General features: G+C 57.3%; 11 protein-coding genes, 1 tRNA gene and 1 pseudogene. 9 read left to right on the top strand and 4 right to left on the bottom strand.

Annotated features, from left to right (window positions below):
• Positions 1 to 12 precede the first annotated feature (12 nt).
• The 8 genes from BGI01S_RS04840 (at position 13) to BGI01S_RS04810 (ending at position 13,066) form a co-directional block, all read left to right on the top strand.
• Positions 13 to 4,878, top strand: coding sequence for a type I polyketide synthase (locus BGI01S_RS04840; RefSeq protein WP_042322889.1), 4,866 nt, complete (start codon positions 13 to 15; stop codon positions 4,876 to 4,878).
• A 24-nt stretch (positions 4,879 to 4,902) separates the two neighbouring features.
• Positions 4,903 to 5,361, top strand: a complete 459-nt coding sequence (locus BGI01S_RS04835) for a VOC family protein (RefSeq protein ID WP_042322887.1) — start codon at positions 4,903 to 4,905, stop codon at positions 5,359 to 5,361.
• 120 nt (positions 5,362 to 5,481) lie between these two features.
• A complete protein-coding gene (gene scpA / locus BGI01S_RS04830) occupies positions 5,482 to 7,665 on the top strand; it encodes a methylmalonyl-CoA mutase (protein WP_042322885.1) in 2,184 nt (727 codons plus the stop codon).
• 147 nt (positions 7,666 to 7,812) lie between these two features.
• Entirely contained in the window at positions 7,813 to 8,607 is a 795-nt protein-coding gene (locus tag BGI01S_RS29300) for a c-type cytochrome (RefSeq protein ID WP_042322883.1), read from the top strand.
• Between the two features lie 277 nt (positions 8,608 to 8,884).
• Positions 8,885 to 9,649, top strand: a complete 765-nt coding sequence (locus BGI01S_RS29295) for a 4'-phosphopantetheinyl transferase family protein (RefSeq protein ID WP_084585264.1) — start codon at positions 8,885 to 8,887, stop codon at positions 9,647 to 9,649.
• Between the two features lie 644 nt (positions 9,650 to 10,293).
• Complete coding sequence (locus BGI01S_RS04820; RefSeq protein ID WP_042322881.1) at positions 10,294 to 11,286, top strand: hypothetical protein; 993 nt, start codon at positions 10,294 to 10,296, stop codon at positions 11,284 to 11,286.
• Complete coding sequence (locus BGI01S_RS04815) at positions 11,283 to 12,386, top strand: hypothetical protein (RefSeq protein ID WP_042322880.1); 1,104 nt, start codon at positions 11,283 to 11,285, stop codon at positions 12,384 to 12,386. Before BGI01S_RS04820 ends, BGI01S_RS04815 begins: the two co-directional genes overlap by 4 nt.
• Complete coding sequence (locus BGI01S_RS04810; RefSeq protein ID WP_042322878.1) at positions 12,386 to 13,066, top strand: hypothetical protein; 681 nt, start codon at positions 12,386 to 12,388, stop codon at positions 13,064 to 13,066. The genes BGI01S_RS04815 and BGI01S_RS04810 overlap by 1 nt, the downstream gene beginning before the upstream one ends.
• Before the next feature lie 611 nt (positions 13,067 to 13,677).
• Here BGI01S_RS04810 and BGI01S_RS30060 read toward each other — a convergent pair.
• Positions 13,678 to 14,562, bottom strand: a pseudogene (locus BGI01S_RS30060) (IS3 family transposase); the annotation flags it as partial.
• A gap of 70 nt (positions 14,563 to 14,632) precedes the next feature.
• Between BGI01S_RS30060 and BGI01S_RS30740 the strand changes: the two are divergent.
• The gene (locus BGI01S_RS30740; RefSeq protein WP_174447381.1) at positions 14,633 to 15,010 is read left to right on the top strand and encodes a hypothetical protein; all 378 of its coding nucleotides are present in this window, start codon (positions 14,633 to 14,635) and stop codon (positions 15,008 to 15,010) included.
• 95 nt (positions 15,011 to 15,105) lie between these two features.
• On the opposite strand, the gene BGI01S_RS04800 is transcribed toward BGI01S_RS30740, so the two are convergent.
• The 3 genes from BGI01S_RS04800 to BGI01S_RS04790 form a co-directional block, all read right to left on the bottom strand.
• Positions 15,106 to 16,140, bottom strand: a complete 1,035-nt coding sequence (locus tag BGI01S_RS04800) for a hypothetical protein (protein ID WP_042322875.1) — start codon at positions 16,138 to 16,140, stop codon at positions 15,106 to 15,108.
• An 873-nt stretch (positions 16,141 to 17,013) separates the two neighbouring features.
• Positions 17,014 to 17,107 (bottom strand) — tRNA-Ser (locus BGI01S_RS04795).
• Between the two features lie 180 nt (positions 17,108 to 17,287).
• On the bottom strand, positions 17,288 to 18,538 hold the full coding sequence (locus BGI01S_RS04790) for an aspartate kinase (protein WP_042322873.1): 1,251 nt from the start codon (positions 18,536 to 18,538) through the stop codon (positions 17,288 to 17,290).
• Positions 18,539 to 18,621 lie beyond the last annotated feature (83 nt).

The raw sequence follows: 18,621 nt of genomic DNA, 5'->3' as shown, positions 1-18,621 counted from the left end.
TCTGGATTTCACATGATCGAATCAACCCTGCTTCCGTGGAGTGACACGGAAATCGACGGTAGCATTCAATCCCGCTTTGAGAAAGTGGCGGAATCATTCGGTGACAAGCCGGCAATTTGCACGAGCAGCGGCCGCATCAGCTATCGCGAACTCAATATGCACGCGAATGCCGTCTCAGCATTCGTTGCGAACCGGATCGGGCACGTGGCACCGGGTAGTCCTGTACCCATCCTGATTCCGCAGGGGATCGATTTCATCGCCAGCATGCTGGGGATTCTCAAGGCAGGATTCGCTTTCGTTCCGCTTGATCCGAGCGCACCTGCCACGCGCAACGCGAAAATCATTCGGGATATAGGGTGCCCGATTGTCCTCACCGACTCCACATCGCTGGGCGGTATCGGCGACGAGTTTCCCGACGTCCGCGCGCTGGATGTTGCCGACATCGAACGAGATGCGGGATGGATCAAATCCAAGCCCCTTGCAGTGGGAAGCGACCTCGCCTACGTGCTTTACACGTCCGGCTCGACGGGAACCCCGAAGGGTGTTATGCAGACGCACGGGCATCTTCTGCATAACACGCGGACCCATGGCGCATCGTTCGGCATCACCGCTGCGGACCGGCAGTCCCTCCTCTACCCGTGCAACGTATACGGTGGCATTCGTGACACGTTCAATGCACTTCTCACGGGCGCTTCCCTACATGTGCTGTCGGTCAAGACAGAGGAGCTTTCGTTCTTGCCGGAATGGATTGAAGCGGAAGGCATTACGCTTTATTGCTCGATCGCGACGATTTTCCGCCGTTTGCTGGAGTGGGTCGACGCCGCTCACATCTTTAAAAGCATACGCATCGTCAAGCTCGGCGGCGAAGCGGTGTATGACAAGGACGTCGAGGGTTTCAGGCGACATTTCGCTGAGGAGTGCAAGCTTTCGTGCGGGCTGGCTTCGACCGAAACCGGTGCGATTACGCAGCATTTCATTGGCAAGCACAGCAACGGTTCTGTCGGCCTAGGATACCCGGTACCTGGCAAGAACATCTTGCTTCAAACAGAGGACGGAGCAACCGTTGGAGATGGCGAAATGGGTGAAATCGTCGTCCACAGCCGATATGTGACTCGCGGTTACTGGAATGCTCCCGACATGAGCGCTGCCAAAGTGCGCCGGGATCCGGAAGACACCTCATTCTATTTTTACCATACAGGCGATCTGGCTCGCCGTCAGCCTGATGGTTCATTGGTGCACGTGGGGCGCAAGGACCAACTCGTCAAGATTCGCGGCAATCGGATCGAAATCAGGGATGTCGAGCAGGCCATCTTGCGAATCGACTTGATCAAGGACGTTGTTGTGAGCGTAGCGCCCGGCAACCAGGGCGAGGACGCGCTGATCGCCTATGTCGAGACCGCTTCAGAGACTGCAAGCGTCGACCCGGTAGCGATCCGCGAGAGGCTTTCGGAAATCATTCCGAGCCAGATGATTCCAACCTATTTCGTCCATGTTCCGCGCATTCCGTTGTTGCCAAACGGGAAAAAGGACCGTAAAGCGCTGCCGGCCCTGCCTGCAGCAATGCCGTCAAACGATACTCCCAGGTACGCGCACGGCAACTGCTTGTCCGACGTATCGAGGATTTGCGGCGAGGCGCTGCGCATCGAACGCCCCGATCCCAGCAGGAATTTCTTCGAACTTGGTGCCGACTCTCTGAAGCTCGCGGCGATACATCGCAAGATATCGCTTAAGTTCGGCTTGAAGTTTCCTTTGATCGATCTATTCCGCCATCCTAGCATCGAGTCGTTGTCGCGCCACCTCGACGCCATGATCGTCGGCCGCCCTTCGGGCGACAGGGCCATGATTCACAGTGATGCGCCGGCCGGACGTGAGCCGACCGACACCGGCAAGCAAGTGAAGGTGGCCATCATCGGAATCGCGTGCAGATTCCCTCAGTGCGAGACGGTGAACGAATTCTGGTCCCATCTTATGGCAGGGGACTCCCTGTTGAGCGAAGTGCCTCACGCCGTGCTGAAGGATCGCGGCGTTCCCGAGCATCTGTTGGCGCACCCGGCGTACGTTCGCACTACCGCTGAGCTGAGCGGCATCGAGACGTTCGACTACGATTTCTTCGGTTTTACTAAAGGGGAAGCCGAGTTACTGGATCCACAGTTCCGCCTCCTGCTCGAATGTGCGCATGAAGCGCTCGAGGATGCAGGAGAAACCGCTCTGGACCCGGACGACACCGTGGGCGTTTTCACGTCAGTGGGCAAAACGAACTACCTGCATGACTATTCCCGCAAGGACCCTGGGTTTCTGGAAATGTTCGGCGAACGGCGGGCGCTGCTGTTCAACGACAGAACCTATTCCGCCGCGATGGTGGCCTACAAGCTCAATCTTGACGGCCCGGCGTTCAACATCGACTCGGCTTGTTCATCGTCGCTGGTGGCCATCCACAATGCGGTTCGCAATCTTCAGGCTGGGGATTGCACGCTTGCATTAACGGGGGGCTGCCGGGTTATCACGCCCCACGGAGTCGGTTATCTGCACGGCGAAGCCGGTATCGAATCCGCGGACGGCAAGGTCCGCCCCTTTGACCGTGACGCTAGCGGCACCATTTTCGGCAACGGCGCCGGGGTCATTCTGCTCAAACGACTTGACGACGCGATCCGGGATGGTAACCATATCTACGCCGTCATCGAGGGGTCGGCGGTAACCAACGATGGCTCGCACCGCGCCGGATTCAGTGCGCCATCGATTTTCGGACAGAGCCGCGCGATTCACCGTGCTCACCGTGACGCAGGAATTCGCGCTGCCGACATCGTCTATGTGGAGGCACATGGCACCGGCACCGCGATCGGAGACCCGATCGAAGTCGCCGCCCTGAACGAAGCATTCGCCGACGCCATCGCCGACGGGCATAACTGTCTGTTGGGCGCGCTCAAGAGCAACATCGGCCACGTCAGCACCGCTGCAGGGGTCGCCGGGCTCATCAAAACCGCTTTGGTCATGAAGACGGGGTTCGCGCCCCCTACACTGAATTTTAATGCTGCGAATCCCGATGTCCCGTTCTCGTCGGGCCCATTCCGGGTTAGCAATCGGGCCGAGCAATTGCCTTCTACCGCCGGCAGGCGCCTATACGCAGGCGTCAGCTCATTCGGCTTCGGCGGGACGAACGCGCACGTCGTGTTGTCCGCCCCCCCTGCGCCAATGCAGCGGCGTGGCCTTGCGGCAAACGAATCCGGACATGTCTACATCGTCCCGCTATCGGCGAAAACCCCGGATGCCCTGCGCGCCACCATTGCGCGCCTGCGAAGTTTCATCACACTCAATCGCGATGCCAACCTGGCAAGCATCAGCCGGACCTTGAGCGTCGGCCGTCGGCATTGGGCCTACCGTACGGCCATTGTCTGCAACTCGCTTGCGGAACTCGATGAAGAACTGTCGAAGCTCGCTTCGCAACACGATTACGGTACGGGGACGACGTCCCGCGTGACCTTCCTGTTCCCCGGGCTCGGCCCCCAGCACCTGAACATGATGGCGGGTCTCTATGCACGATTTGGCGTTTTCAGGGCAGCGCTCGACGAATGTTTCGCGATACTCCAACGATGGCTTGATGTGGATCTGAAGGCGCTCGTGTATTCATCCGACGTTGCCAATCCAGAAGCGACCTCGATCATACGAAGCTCGAAGTATGGGCAGCCGTGCATGTATGCGTTCGAATATGCGCTGGCAAAACTGTGGCTGTCCTTCGGGGTGACCCCGGACTCATATCTGGGCCACAGTCTTGGCGAGTATGTTGCGGCTACGCTAAGCGGCGTATTCAGCCTGGAAGACGCGTTGAAGGTCATCGTAGCGCGCGGCACGTTGATGCAGGAGGCGCCGGGCGGCTGCATGTACGCGGTGTCATCCTGCGATGAGCGGATCGAAGCGATCGTGAAAGCGTCTGGGGCAGCCGTCGCGGCAAAGAACAGTCCGAACCAGACCATCATTGCCGGAACGAGTCTCTCGGTCGCAGAGGCGGTCGAAGAACTGTCGCGGCTCGGCATGCCGACGCGCCTGTTCCAACCCTCGCACGCGTTCCATTCCTATCAGATGCGGCACGCAGCACCGCGATTGCTGCAAGTTCTGCTCAGTTCGCAATTCCATCGTCCGGAAACGCCCTTCACGTCCAACGTGACGGGTACCTGGATCAGCGCCGACGACGCGGTCGATTCGAACTATTGGGTCAGCCATATGTGCGAGACCGTCATGTTTGACAAGGGGCTGAGAACGATTGCGGCGGATCGGCAGCGCGTTTTTCTCGAGGTTGGCCCAGGACAAACGCTTACCACGCTCATCGAGACCGACAGTTCCGAGCCTATCACGGTGGTCCCATCGTGCAAGCATCACCGGAACACGGCGAACGATGTGCGCGTCCTCTACGAGGCAATGGCCGCCTGCTGGAGCCACGGTTGCGATATTGACTGGAATGCGGTGAACGCTGAGACAGATGCGCCGCTGATCCCGTTACCAACCTATCCGTTCGAACGAAAACGCGCATGGCTCGACGATGACCGGAAGGCGAGCCTCGATGCTGGCATGCCCGAAAACCTCGGAGTGCCACATCACGCGATACAGGGGGAAATCACGCTTCCCGAGGTAGTCGCGGTTATCAAGGGAATTTGGGAACGCTTGCTCGGATGCGGGGATATCGCCAACGATAGCAACTTCTTTGAACTGGGCGGCGACTCGATGCTAGCGGTTCAGGTTCAGCGCAACATCGTCAAAGCAATAGGGGTGAAGGTCGAGCTGAAGAAGCTTTACAGGCTGATTGAACTTCAAGCCCTGAGCGCGCACGTCCACGCGCTCGCCAGCTGCCGCATGGAAGCTGTCAAAGCGCCAGAGTTTCCGCTCTGACTAGTCTTCAGCCAAGGAGCAAGCATGTCATCGAGGCCGTTTCGAGTTCTCGGAATTCATCACATTGCGATAGGCGGGAATTCGAAAGACCGATTGCTGAATCTGTGGGCAGGCCTGCTCGGCTTGCACATGGTCGGTAGTTATCAGAGTTCTTCTGAAAATGTCGACGAAGACATATTGGTTGCGGGATCCGGCGCAGGTGCGGTCGAAATAGACCTGATGCAGCCGCTCGATTCGGCCCGGAAGCCGAGTGTGGCAACACCGGCGCTGAACCACATCGGGCTGTCGGTCGACGATCTTGAGGCCGCTGTTGCCTGGCTGAGCGCTCGAGGTGTGAGATTCACGCCCGGCGGCATCAGACGCGGCGCCAGCGGCACTGATATCGCATTCATCCATCCCTCCTCCAATGACACCTTTCCACTATCGGGCGAAGGCGTGCTCATAGAGTTGGTCCAAGCCGGGCAAAGCGACGGGGATATGTGAGGGAAAACGGCAACATGACGTTGGAGAAATGATTCCAGCAACCCTCTGCACTCTGGAACATTTATTCAACATGTCCGGCGTGCCGGTCACGGCTGGACGTGATCTCTATAGGAAAGTGACATGACTGATTGCTCTAAAACCGGCAACCCGGCGTTGTCCACAAAAAAAATTCTCGAGCGGGAAATAGACGAGGTCCCGCTCAAGCCGTTATACACGGCGGCCGACACAGCCGGACTCCCATTTCAAGACTCGCTGCCAGGCGCCGAGCCTTACCTCCGGGGTCCCTACGAGACGATGTACACCTCGCGCCCGTGGACCATACGTCAATATGCCGGTTTCTCGACGGCGAAGGAATCCAACGCATTTTACCGGGATGCACTGAGAGGTGGGGTCGACGGAATTTCTGTCGCATTCGATTTACCGACGCACCGCGGCTACGACTCCGATCATTCGCGTGCCGCTGCCGACGTTGGATTGGCCGGTGTCGCGATAGATTCCGTCGAGGACATGAAGACCCTGTTCGACGACATCCCGCTCGATAAGATATCCGTGTCGATGACGATGAACGGTGCCGTGCTGCCGATCATGGCGTGTTTCATCGTCGCCGCCGAGGAGCAAGGAGTCAGTCAAGACGCGTTGACGGGAACCATTCAGAACGACATTCTGAAGGAATTCATCGTTCGCAATACCTATATCTATCCGGTACAGCCTTCAATTCGCATCACGACAGATACGATGCGTTATTGCACCGAAAATCTACCGAAATTCAACACAATCTCGATCTCGGGCTATCACATGCAAGAGGCCGGCGCCTCTCCGCAACTGGAGCTTGCGTTGACGTTGGCGAACGCCAGGGAGTACGTTCGCGCCGCGGTAGGTTGCGGCCTGAACGTCGACGATTTTGCCGGCCGGCTGAGTTTTTTCTTTGCGATCGGTATGAACTTCTACCACGAGATCGCCAAGCTGCGGGCTGCCCGGCAGCTCTGGTTTGGATTGCTCGGTGAATTCAATCCGAAGAGCGAGCGCTCGCGGATCCTTCGAACTCATTGCCAGACCTCCGGCTGGTCGTTGACCGAGCAGGACCCATACAACAACGTCGTTCGCACAACGATCGAGGCGATGGCGGCCGTATTCGGTGGAACGCAATCCCTGCATACGAATTCCCTGGATGAAGCGATCGCGCTTCCCAGTGAATTTTCGGCGCGCATCGCACGCAATACGCAGTTGATCATCCGGGAGGAAACCCGCATCCCCGAGGTTGTGGATCCTTGGGCCGGTTCGTACATGATGGAATCCCTCACGCAACAGATGGCGTCGCAGGCATTGCAGATCATCGAAGAGATCGATCAACTGGGAGGCGTGATCGAAGCAATCAATTCTGGATGGGTGAAGCGAAAAATTTCCCACGACGCGGCAAAAAAACAGTCCCGCATCGACTCTGGTGCCGATATGATCGTTGGTGTAAATAAATACAAGCATGTCGGAAATGAAATCAAGAACGAAATACGTAAGATCGACAACAGCGAAGTATTGAACGAGCAACTGCAGAAACTGAGCCGACTGAAAAGGACACGCGATCAACGCGCGGTCGACAATGCGTTAAGCGCATTGGCGCACGCCGCACAATGCCAACACGATGCCGTTGGCCGGCCTAACCTTCTGTGGCTCGCGATTCGCGCAGCCCGCGTGCGCGCCACCGTCGGCGAGATTTCCTCGGCGCTCGAAGGGGCGTGGGGCCGGCACAACGTCAAAATGGAAGTCCTGCCTGGTGTCTACGAGCTTGAATTCCAGAACGATCAGCAATGGCTGGAGCTGAAACAGAACATAGCCGAGTTCAGCGACATAACTAGACACCCCCCTCGAATTCTGCTGTCCAAGCTTGGGCAGGACGGGCACGACCGGGGAATCGGCGTCGTCGCCGGCGCATTGTCCGACCTCGGTTTCGAGGTGATCACCGGGGCGTTGTTTGCAACGGTCGAGGACGTCACCCGCCTCGCTTTGTCGAGAGACGTTCATGCGGTGGGTATCTCGTCGCTTACGGCGGCCCACAGGGTATTGATTCCCGATCTGGTAGCCAATCTGAAGCAGCACTGTTCGCACTCCATTCCGGTGTTTGTCGGCGGCGTGATTCCGGTGGCCGACTACGACACACTGTATCGAAACGGGGTGTCCGGAATCTTTGGTCCTGGCACGCCAATCGTCGAATCGGCAACCGCGATTTTTAAAGCGATCAGGACTTCACTGGGCGTCCGCTCCAGCGACCCTGCACCGGTAACCAACGACATCGCCCAAGCATCCTTATAGAAAGCTTCAGCGCCGGCTCTGCCGACGGGGGCCTCCATGCTCGGAGCAACAGTTGCCAGGCGTTGACATGGTCAGCCTGACGCTCGCCTACGCAGACGAAATTATTGTTTCAAGAACCGAATTCAGATGTCTCAATAGGAACCAACGATGCAAAGAACGATTCTGTGCACGCTTTTTCTCCTGGTGCAAGCAGTGCACGTCTATGCGGACGAAACTGACGCAGCAATTGCGAATCTTCCAGAAGGTCCCGAGCGCAGTTCGATTGAGCTGGGCCGCCATATCGTGCTCGACACGCCGCGCTATGCACCGGGCCATGTGCCTGGTGGCATGTCCTGCGCAAGCTGCCATATCGACGGAGGAACTCGGCCAAACGCGTCACCGTGGTATGGCATTACCGGCGTGCTGCCGGCGTACAGCGCACGCAGCGGCACGGCCGTTACGCTGGAGCAGCGGATAAACGATTGCTTCAGACGATCCGAAAATGGCGTGCCACTTGCGCTTGATTCGATGGAGATGAAGGCGTTGGTCGCCTACATGTCGTTCTTGTCGCGCGGTATAGCGCCCCGTCAGTTCGGACCGGGTCGCGGCATGGGCCACCTTGCCTCGGCTCGCGACCCCGACACGGCTCATGGCCAGGCCATCTATATACAGAAGTGCGCAGCATGCCATAGTGCAAGTGGCAGCGGGATGCGAAGCGGCGCGACGTACGCGGTGCCGCCGTTGTGGGGCGATGCGTCGTACAACATCGGAGCAAGCATGGCGCGCGTAGGGCCGGCCGCCGCTTTCATCGCACACAATATGCCGCTTGGCCAAGGTGGCAGTTTGTCGGATCAGGATGCGATCGACATCGCGTCCTATGTGAATAGTCACCCGCGGCCCGACTATGCAGACAAAGCAGCTGATTGGCCCAATGGCGACAAACCCGAGGACGCCCGCTATTGAGCCTATCATCGGGCTGCTCTTAGGCGATCGCCCAGCGGATTGTCGACGGTGAGCGTGTTTCGCCAATTGACTGGCAAACGATGGCTTGCCACTGTCGCATTCCCGTGCTTGCTTCACTTTCCTCGGCGCGATCACCTGGTCGAACGCTTCGTTTGCTTCAGCGAGGACTTTCGTCGGGCTCCGCTCGTTACCACAGATCCGCTGATATCTACCAGGTGTCCGTGTCTCTGGCCTGTACGTTCAGGCCAGTAGAAAAAAGTTATGGACAGAGCCTAACATGGCCTACGCATTTGCTACTCGACCTACGATCAACCATTGTGTCGATGTTCCGCGCGCGCGTGCTGCGGGCGTGGAGCTGATGCGTGTCGATATCGATTTGGAAGCGCCAACGAATCACCCAGCGTTCTCCGTGCTTTCAGCCGAAGAGCGAGCGCATGCCAGCCGCTACATACGGAAAGACGACGCGCTACGTTTTGCGGCGACACGGCTAGCGCTTCGGGAGACGCTTGGCGAACGACTTGGCGTTCCCCCGCGCGCACTACGATTTGAGCGAGACAAAAATGGCAGGCCGAGGCTCACGAGTCAGGAAGGGACCGGTCTGAGCAAAACCCTTGATTTCAATATCGCGCATTCTGGACACTACGCGCTGCTCGTTCTGTCCGATAGACGCCGCGTGGGGGTAGATATTGAAGTCGTCAATCGAGTCGGCCACTGGCTCTCGCTCTCTCCAACTGTTTTTTCGCCGCACGAGCACGCGTATGTTATGTCGCTTCCGGAGCGATTTCGTGATGACGTCTTTTATAACGTCTGGACTGCCAAGGAAGCGTTTCTTAAAGCTCTCGGTACTGGCATTGCCACAGGAATGGCGCATTTTTCGGTACTCAGCGGAAACGACGATATACCAGTAGCGTCGCTTGCATCTCCGCTGTGGACCAGCGACCGTGAGGATTCGATATGTGTTACAGCGTTCGACGCCGCCAGGTGCCCTGCACCTTTGGATTACGCGGCATGCGTTGTATGGTCTCGAGAAATCACTACGTAGACGTTGCTAGCCAATATGACGTCGTCGACGCAAACGTTGGCCCTACGCTGGGAAACCAGCGTGGCTTAAGGGCTGCGGCAGGGCGGGGGCAGAAGCCAAGTCTGCAAATATGCCTGGAGCAAGCGTATATAGTCACCTCAGTGGGGTAGTCCCGGGCGACTATCTACTGACTCTGCCGCGATCCATACGTCCGCTTGATTGACCATAGGTGCTCACGCAGGCGGGACCAGACAACCAGCCCTACTCGTCACACACCACCTGAGCCAGCGGCAACCACTACACTGTCACCAGCGATCCGAATCGGAGATTCAACAAACGAAATCATTTCAGCAATCAAGGCGACTGAATCCAGCATCGCATTGGCATCAGCATTGTTGCCAATGCGAGAAGTCCGGCTGCACGGGATCGGGCGTTGCAGTTACTTGCCAAGCTTGCCGCCCAAAAAGGTAGATTTGAATAGCAGTTGCGACGAGCGAAGGAGCGCCAGGGTGGCACAAGATTGACGTTGTGACTTGTTACTTGCGAGCGCTGAACGCCCTGAAGCCTGTTCATCGCCTGCTATCATCATAGCGTGGAGCACCTCGCTTATGCGAAACGCATCATTCCACGACTTTCTTCATTGACCAAACGGCTCCGAGGGCTAAGTGGCAGAGACCGCAAACATCGGCGAGATCGCCGCAAAAATATCGAAGGATGTCTTCAGGCATTTCCTATGGGAGACGCATCAGAAACGCGACGACAATTTCGCGTGCACTAACGAGAAACATCTCGGGGAAGGTGGCAAGCCGAAGGACACGCATCCAGGAGATGTCGTATTTTTTTACGATGACCCATACCTTGGTAAACGCGTCTATTTGCACACTGACTTAAAAAGCTATGCCGCGGACTCGATTACGTCAACGAAACTCCGAGGCGCATTCAAATCATTGTGTATGACCATCGAATGCGCGAAGGAGTCGAGCGAATGGCGTAAGAAATATTCGGTCGATTTGTCGGAGCCGCACGAGGTGCGTGGGATGTTGTTCATTCACAACCATGACAACGGTTATGAAAAGCCGTTCTACGAGGCTGTTGACAAGATGGACTTGCAGGCGTTGCCGGTAGCGCCCGGGACATTGCTGCATTTTCTTGGTCCTCACGACATCCAACGGCTTTACAGCATTGGCAACGACATCATTCGCCTGCGAGCTGGCGACGAGCTGCCAAAGGATTATACTTTTTTCTATCCCGATCTGGTGATGTCTCGTCGTCAAGGGGATGTCTGGGGGCAAGCTGCCACCATTGAGTCACTCACCGGCCCCTACATCATCATCAAACACGGACCAGCGGATCAGCACGACGCGGGCTATGTTATCTACTATAACAGCCCCGGCGAGTCACCAGAAGAATTCGAGTACTTCCTAGATAGTCTTTCGAGGTATCAGATGTTGGAATCGAGCGAAAAAATTCGCATTAGGGTGACCAGCGGTGACGTTATCGATGACCTGAAGAGCGTCTTTCAGACGGCGAAGAAAAAGTATGCGAAGGCGTGGGGCTTTGACCCAGCACGTGAGGCCATCTTGGATCAGATAGAAATTGATAGGGTTACAAGCGTAACGAGCACTTACAACCCTGGCGACATGGGGTGGCGAGAATGAAAAAGCGGATTCACGGACCGTCGCTCTATTACGCAACCGACAAAAATATTTTTGACGCGCTGACTCAGCACAAGGTGGATACAGCGACCGTCATGAAGTTGTTTCAGCGTCGCAACATCATTGTTGGCAAGAAAACACCGCGCGAGGATTTGGCAAAATACTTTTCCAGACTGACCCATGACTACTACGACCACAAGGACGTTGCCGCGAGACTGGGAATCGCACCTCGCAGAGAGCGAATCACATCGATGGACGTGACAGGTCTTGGCGATATTGCCGAACTACAATCGGCCGTGGAGCAATTAAAGCAAGAACTCGAAGCGGCTGGCGACGTGATCCAAGTATCGCGGGATGGTAACAGTCTGACCATGCACGTCCAATACTCTACGGTCGACTACAAACGAAGCGAGTTCACTCAAGTTCAGGTGCGTGACGGCACAGTGGAGTTTTTGAAGGCGGCTGATGGCTATATCATTCGGAATACTCAGAATGAGTATTTGAATGACGTCCGGGAAACACTACTCGGAAAAATTGAGAAAGCTGCTGAGGCACCCCTGACCAAAGTGGTTGTATCTCTGTTCGATGTTCCGTCTCCCAAGCTACGCTCGAAGTTCTTTCACGAATTAATGACGAATCTGCCTGGTTACGTGCGCCGCGACGTAACGGACGTCTACGTCTACAAAGCCAAACCTGAGCCTAGTGACGAGGAATCGGACGACAACTCACCAAGCGACCCGGACACACATGTGGAACGTGTTTTCTTGCGCGGAAATGGCGTGACCCGGTCCCAACTCCTGAATGAGCTTCTCGACGAAGAAGATTACTACATTATCAAAATCGGCTGGACCGCAACTGAAACGATGGGCCTGGGAAATGTCTATGACATTGAGGCCGTGTTCGCTGACCACAAGGATTGCATCGGATTTTCCTTCATTCTGAATGGAGTATTCCCGGTCGAAGACGGGAAGGTTTCCTCCCGTCGTCGCCCTCCCTTCAAGAGCGAAATTGATACAGTCTCTCGTGTCATCGAAGCGAAGTCGCGAGAGCTTGTGTTAAAGCTTCGCGCAGAGTTCGCCAGCCCATCAGCCGGAGCTGCGTGATGTTTACTAGATACCGCTGGTACAGAATCCAGTTTCCAAGCAAAGACTTTAGCTTACTCTCCAGGATCGCCGACAAGCCGCTAACGCAAGACGCGAGTTTTGGATTCTCCAGCATCGAGGACGAGCTCGGCACCCTGAAGTTTCGCTTCCTGTGGCGAACAAAGGTCGTCGTGACGCGGTTGGACGACGACGGCGCACCGTCTTACGAGGAGATCGCGAGCGTCAGCTTCAAGGACTTCGCAATTATAGATGTCGATGAAGCGACCTTCCTCCGCGTGGAAAATCCTGGTCGAAACCTGCGTGACTTGTTGAACGCGTTGGAGTCACTCGCGGGCCTTGGCTTCCGCAGCAAGGCATTGACTTTCGAGAAAGCTAAGCCAACGACGGTCTTCGATAGCGTCGAATCAACAAAACTTGTCGGGCTGAAAGTGGTCGGCGCAGTCGTTGACGAAGATCTGGTCGCTCGTATGGAGTTTGCGTCTAAGCAGGGAATGATTGTTGAAAACATGAAATTGCTCAATGATCTGCGCTACAGCGTAGACTCTGCGGTATTCGAGCTGGTCCACGAAGGCGTGCGTGGACAGGTGGCATTCGCGTCAAGCGGTATCGTCAAAGTCAGCGGCCAGCTCGCACCTCGGTTAGTAGGCCTGATCGAGAGGGATTTGCCAAAGCTCATGTAGCAAACTATGTTGAGTCTATCCAGGAAGTTCGGAATAACCAGAAAACTTCTTTCCCCGGGAGGCCCATGGACTGTTCCAAGGTCCCCACAACGCTGCGCTGGCTCGGGTGGATTGGGCTAGGCACAATACTGGGCTTCGCTTTCGTTTTTTTGATGCTGGCGTGGGGTGATGGCCTAACTTCGCAACAACTCTCGGAAAGCTTGTTGACTTCGGTGTCACTGCTGTAGCGACCTTTGTCGCCGCATGGGCCGGAGGATGGGCAGCCTTCAGGGCTGAACGCCATACGCAAGCACTGGCCCAACGGGGCACACGGATTTCGGCATCTAACAGGGCAATACTCACGACCGCCACCGCATACACAGCCTACGAAAATTTGCGACAACACAGCATCGATGTGGATGGAGTTCGCAATGCGCCTGACCGCGCAATGAGGATGGATTCCCCACAACCCGGCATGATGAAAGAGATTCAGTTCAACACTGACGAACTAAGCTTTTTCCTTGATCAACCTGGAAAGGAAAGCTCGACGGTCTTGATGAAAATCATAATGAGAGATGGCCTCACCTGTTCGGACAGTCTTCTGAGATTTTTAAGTGGAACGTCCGGAGCAGTCATGCTGCCAATTTGATCGCAGGCAGCGTCGCGAAGTATGCCTCATCCGGCGTGCGGTCTTCCAGACTCGAATGAGGTCGTCTCTGGTTGTACAGATTGATGTAATCGCCGATTGAGCGCCGGGCGTGGCCGACCGATTCATAGGCTTTCAGATACACCTCTTCATATTTCACGCTTCGCCACACGCGCTCGACGAACACGTTGTCTCGCCAGGCACCTTTGCCGTCCATGGACAAGCGGATGCCCCGGCTGAGCACGGCGTCGGTGAACGCTGTCGCGGTGAACTGGCTGCCCTGATCGGTATTGACGATCTCAGGTTGCCCGTACTTTGCGAACGCTTCTTCCAACGCCTCGACAGCGTGCATCGCCTCCATCGTGATCGCTACGCGGTGGGCCAGTACCTTCCGGCTGGCCCAGTCCACCACGGCGCTCAGATATACGAAGCCGCGCGCCATCGGGATATAACTCGTATCCAGTGCCCAGACCTGGTTTGCCCGATCGATCGTCATGCCCCGCAGCAGATACGGCCAGACCTTGTGCTGCGCATTGCGTCGGCTCGTGTTCGGCTTGCAGTACAACGCCTCGATACCCATGCGCTTCATCAGCGTGCGCACGCGTCTACGGCCAATCTCGTGTGCCTCGCGACGCAGCAGGCGCGTCAGCATCCGCGCTCCGGCAAACGGAAACTCCATGTGCAGTTCATCGATCCGGCGCATCAGCAACTGGCCTGCCTCGCTCACCGGTTGCGGCCGGTAATACACGCTCGATCTTGCGATACCAACAAGTCGCGCCTGCTGCGAGACCGGCAATCTGTGCGTACGATCGATCATCGCTTTGCGCTCAGCAATCCCGCCTTGTTGAGCGCGCCGCTTAAGACATGATGGTTTTCGGAGAAACGCGGCGTAGGCGGTCGTCCGATAATCGGACGACCTTCACTGAACGGCGGAGACAGTCATGGACAAGGTCAAGTTTTATGTGGGGCTCGACGTACACAAGGATTCGATTGCTATCGCATCGGCGGCGGCCTATTCACGGGACGATCCTCACTTCGTCGGCACGACCCGCTATAGCGTCATTTCGCTAACCAAAGCGCTTTCGAGACTTGGCGCACCATCGGAGCTCAGTATTTGCCATGAGGCAGGCCCCTGCGGCTATGGACTAGTGCGTGCACTGCGCGAGCAGGGGAGAGCGGATCTCGAAGCCGTACTCGCCTTGCATGACCGCCAGCTCCATTGCATCTGCGCTCATCAATATCGAGCAGCGTGGGCCAGGTTGCAGAATTTTGTAAGCAGCGACGCACCGCCGCCGCTTCCCGCACGACAGCCCTTGTGACAATCGACTGCAACGACGCCGGCGACTCGCGTGTGCGCTTCACGCCTGGGATAGCCCGGTGTTGGCTTCAATTCGCCGCCTGACGTGAAAGCGCTCTAGAATTCGTTTCCAGCAATGCGATAGTCCTTCGCCACGACACCGCGTTCGCTACCCGCATTAACAACCGCAGGCCGGACCCACGTCACCCTGTTCTCCAGCCGACGGATATGACCACGGCGCAGATGCGTGCGCGGCGCCGAATGCGAGCCCGATCCTTTTTCGCCGGCGGCCACCTTTCCTGCTGCGAGCTGCAGGACCTTGTACGTGAAAAACGGCGGCCGGCGCATGGCCAGTCGTCGCGCGTTCATGGCGGGCTTCGGATGCACATCGACGGTCCCCACGTTGGCGCAGTTCAACACTGCGCAAGCCTGAATTGCCATGTGTACTTCGTCGTTGGCGTCATAGGTCAGACGGGCAAGCGCCGCATCGACATCACCCTGACTCTGCGCCACCGCCATCTCGAACAGCTCCTCGAGCAGCACAAAGGGCTCTGCGAAATATTGAAATGAATTGTGATGGAGCCGGCCCGCGTTTACTTTCACGTCCAGCATCATCTGCGTCATCCGTGTGGGCTTGTGTCCTTCGGGAATACGGAACTCCCTCGGCACGAATGTTCCGCCTACGCCGGGATTCCACGTTTTCAGTTCATCGGAGTAGTAGATGGGATAAATGAAAACGCCGCCTTCCCGATAGTGCTGGCGAAACACCGGGATTTCCTTGAGCCCCCGAACGGGCGTGTGGTCCTCGGTCATCTCCCAGCACAGCGCAATCCGGCGCGTCGACAGGCTTTCTTCAACACCGGCCACGGTCGCAGCCGGAACGAATTCCTCCTTGCGCCACGGGGCCTCGAACACTGTCACCGGATACGGCAGTCGCAGAAGCTCGAGGTGCGTTTCGCGAACGTTCTCTGTATCGATCAGCTCGCCGCAGTTTGGCAGCAGAAACTTGGGCGCTGTTGCAAGCATTTCGATCACGGTTTCCAGGTGCGCGGCCGTGACGGTGAGTCCGCGTGCGCGGGCTCCCTTCATCGTCTCTTTCAGGTCCTCGATGGCATGGGTGCAGTAGTTAACCGGCGTGATCGCGTCCGACATGATGAAGGGTGGTAGTGAAGAACGGATATATTGTGCCGCACGTTCGCCGGGACGCAAGCGAAGTGTCAGACTTTACCCATATTCACTTCACGAATGTCTTTCGTGTCCCGCAACGCGATCGCCGCCCACGGCACCTTTTACGAACCCAGGTCAGCCCCTAGCGCTTAACGAAACACATAGCCCCCCCAAGGTGAGTGCAGGCCATGCTCGGAGAGCGATGTTGCAGCCTCGCTGCCGACGACGATCTATCCAACGTGCGCACGTCCACCTGCGCCAGCGCTGAGCTGCTGGGTGAAGGAATCCTATCGGCACCCGCCCGGCCTGGCATCGCTGCTCGAATGGTTGCGCGGGAAGCTCACCGCTGCCGGGTTGAACTGTAGCGCCTCTTTACTACGTCCCCCGGATGCACCGGTGCGATTTCGTTGGTGCCGCGGAACATCCCGACGGACTCGATCAGCCAATGCTGCGAGTCCAGGAATAGCATCGATGATGTGAAGGTGTTCGCGACAACGATCTAACGGCAAACTGGAACTGGACGGGGGCGGCCCAGGAACCCCACGCCCCCACCGTCACCTCCCGACCGTGGAAGATGGCGGCTCGCCCTATCGACGCAGCCATCGCTGATCAACCAGGCCTGATCGGACCGAGTCAACGCAATGACCCCGCCCCTAACTGCCGGCTGAACGACGCACGCTGGTCAGAAAAATCGCGGTATGCTTGCCACCGGAACCCATAGAGGTCCAAGGCCGTTCACGATGTTGGGCACCTCGGATGCGATTTCTTTTTGCTAGTCAGTTGACCAGTCAGGGGGTCAAGTGCCCCAAAGAAAAACCCCGCAGAGCCTGGACTCTGCGGGGTTTAGCCACCAAATACTGGCGGAGACGGAGGGATTCGAACCCTCGATCCAGGTTTTGGCCCAGATGCTCCCTTAGCAGGGGAGTGCCTTCGACCTCTCGGCCACGTCTCCCAAACTTTCTGTCGCACAGGGAGTCAGTGCGACGAAGCCAAGATAATAGCGGGCCGAACCGAGAAGGTCAATGTCTGAAGAACAGTTTTTGTGCCAGCTTTGTCATTGCCGACGCAATCCGTTCACATTGGCCGTGCAAAACAAACGGGACGCTTCAAAGCGTCCCGCTGTTCATGCCATTTACGCCTGATCCAGATCAAACGCCTTATGCAGCGCGCGCACCGCGAGTTCCATGTACTTCTCATCGATCAACACCGAAATCTTGATTTCGGAGGTCGAGATCATCTGGATATTGATGCCCTCTTCCGACAGCGTGCGGAACATCGTGCTCGCGATACCGACATGCGAGCGCATGCCGACGCCGACCACTGACACCTTCGACACCTTCGGATCGCCCAGCACCTTCTCGGCCTGCACATGACCCTGCACCTGGCCGGTGAGGATCTCCATCGCGCGCTGATAGTCGCCGCGGCCGACCGTGAACGTGAACGCCGTCTTGCCGTCGACGCTCTGGTTCTGAATGATCATGTCGACGTCGATATTTGCGTCCGCCACCGGGCCGAGAATCTGATACGCGATACCCGGCTTGTCGGGCACACCCATCACGGCGATACGAGCTTCGTCGCGCTGAAACGCGATGCCCGAGATGACTGCTTTTTCCATGGTCTCGTCTTCTTCAAAAGTAATCAGGGTGCCCGACTTCATTTCAGCGTCGAGCGGCATCAGCGGATCGGTCAGGCTCGACAGCACGCGCGTCTTCACCTGATATTTGCCGGCGAATTCCACCGAGCGGATCTGCAGCACCTTCGAACCCAGGCTGGCCATTTCCAGCATTTCCTCGAACGTCACGCGGTCGAGCCGGCGCGCTTCTTCGACCACGCGCGGGTCGGTCGTGTACACGCCGTCGACGTCCGTGTAAATCAGGCACTCATCGGCTTTAAGTGCGGCCGCGACCGCGACCGCCGACGTGTCCGAACCGCCGCGGCCGAGCGTGGTGATGTGGCCGTCCGGGTCGATGCCCTGGAAGCCGGTGATCACCACCACCTTGCCGGCGTCGAGATCGCGCAGCACGCGCTCGCCGTCGATATCGCTGATACGCGCCTTCGTGAACGCGCTATCCGTTTTGATCGGCACTTGCCAGCCGGCATAGCTGACCGCGTCGACACCCGCGTCTTGCAATGCGATGGCCAGCAGGCCCGAGCTCGCCTGCTCGCCCGTGGCGGCGATCATGTCGAGTTCGCGCGGGCTCGGTTGAGTCGTGATTTCTTTCGCGAGACCGAGCAAACGGTTGGTTTCGCCGGACATCGCCGACGGCACGACGACCATCTTGTGGCCGGCCTTGTGCCATTTCGCGACGCGCTTGGCGACGTTCTTGATGCGCTCGACCGAGCCCATCGAAGTGCCGCCGTATTTATGTACGATGAGTGCCATTGTCGTTCTGAACTGGAAGAGAAACCGCGCTGGCGCGCTGGAGACGACCGCACAAAAGCACAGGAGCGCAACGTCTTGTGAAC

The sequence above is a fragment of the Paraburkholderia ginsengisoli NBRC 100965 genome, from assembly GCF_000739735.1.
Classification (GTDB): Bacteria; Pseudomonadota; Gammaproteobacteria; order Burkholderiales; family Burkholderiaceae; genus Paraburkholderia; species Paraburkholderia ginsengisoli.
Note: the sequence above shows the minus strand (reverse complement) of the source record. Positions and strands in the feature narration are given on the sequence as shown.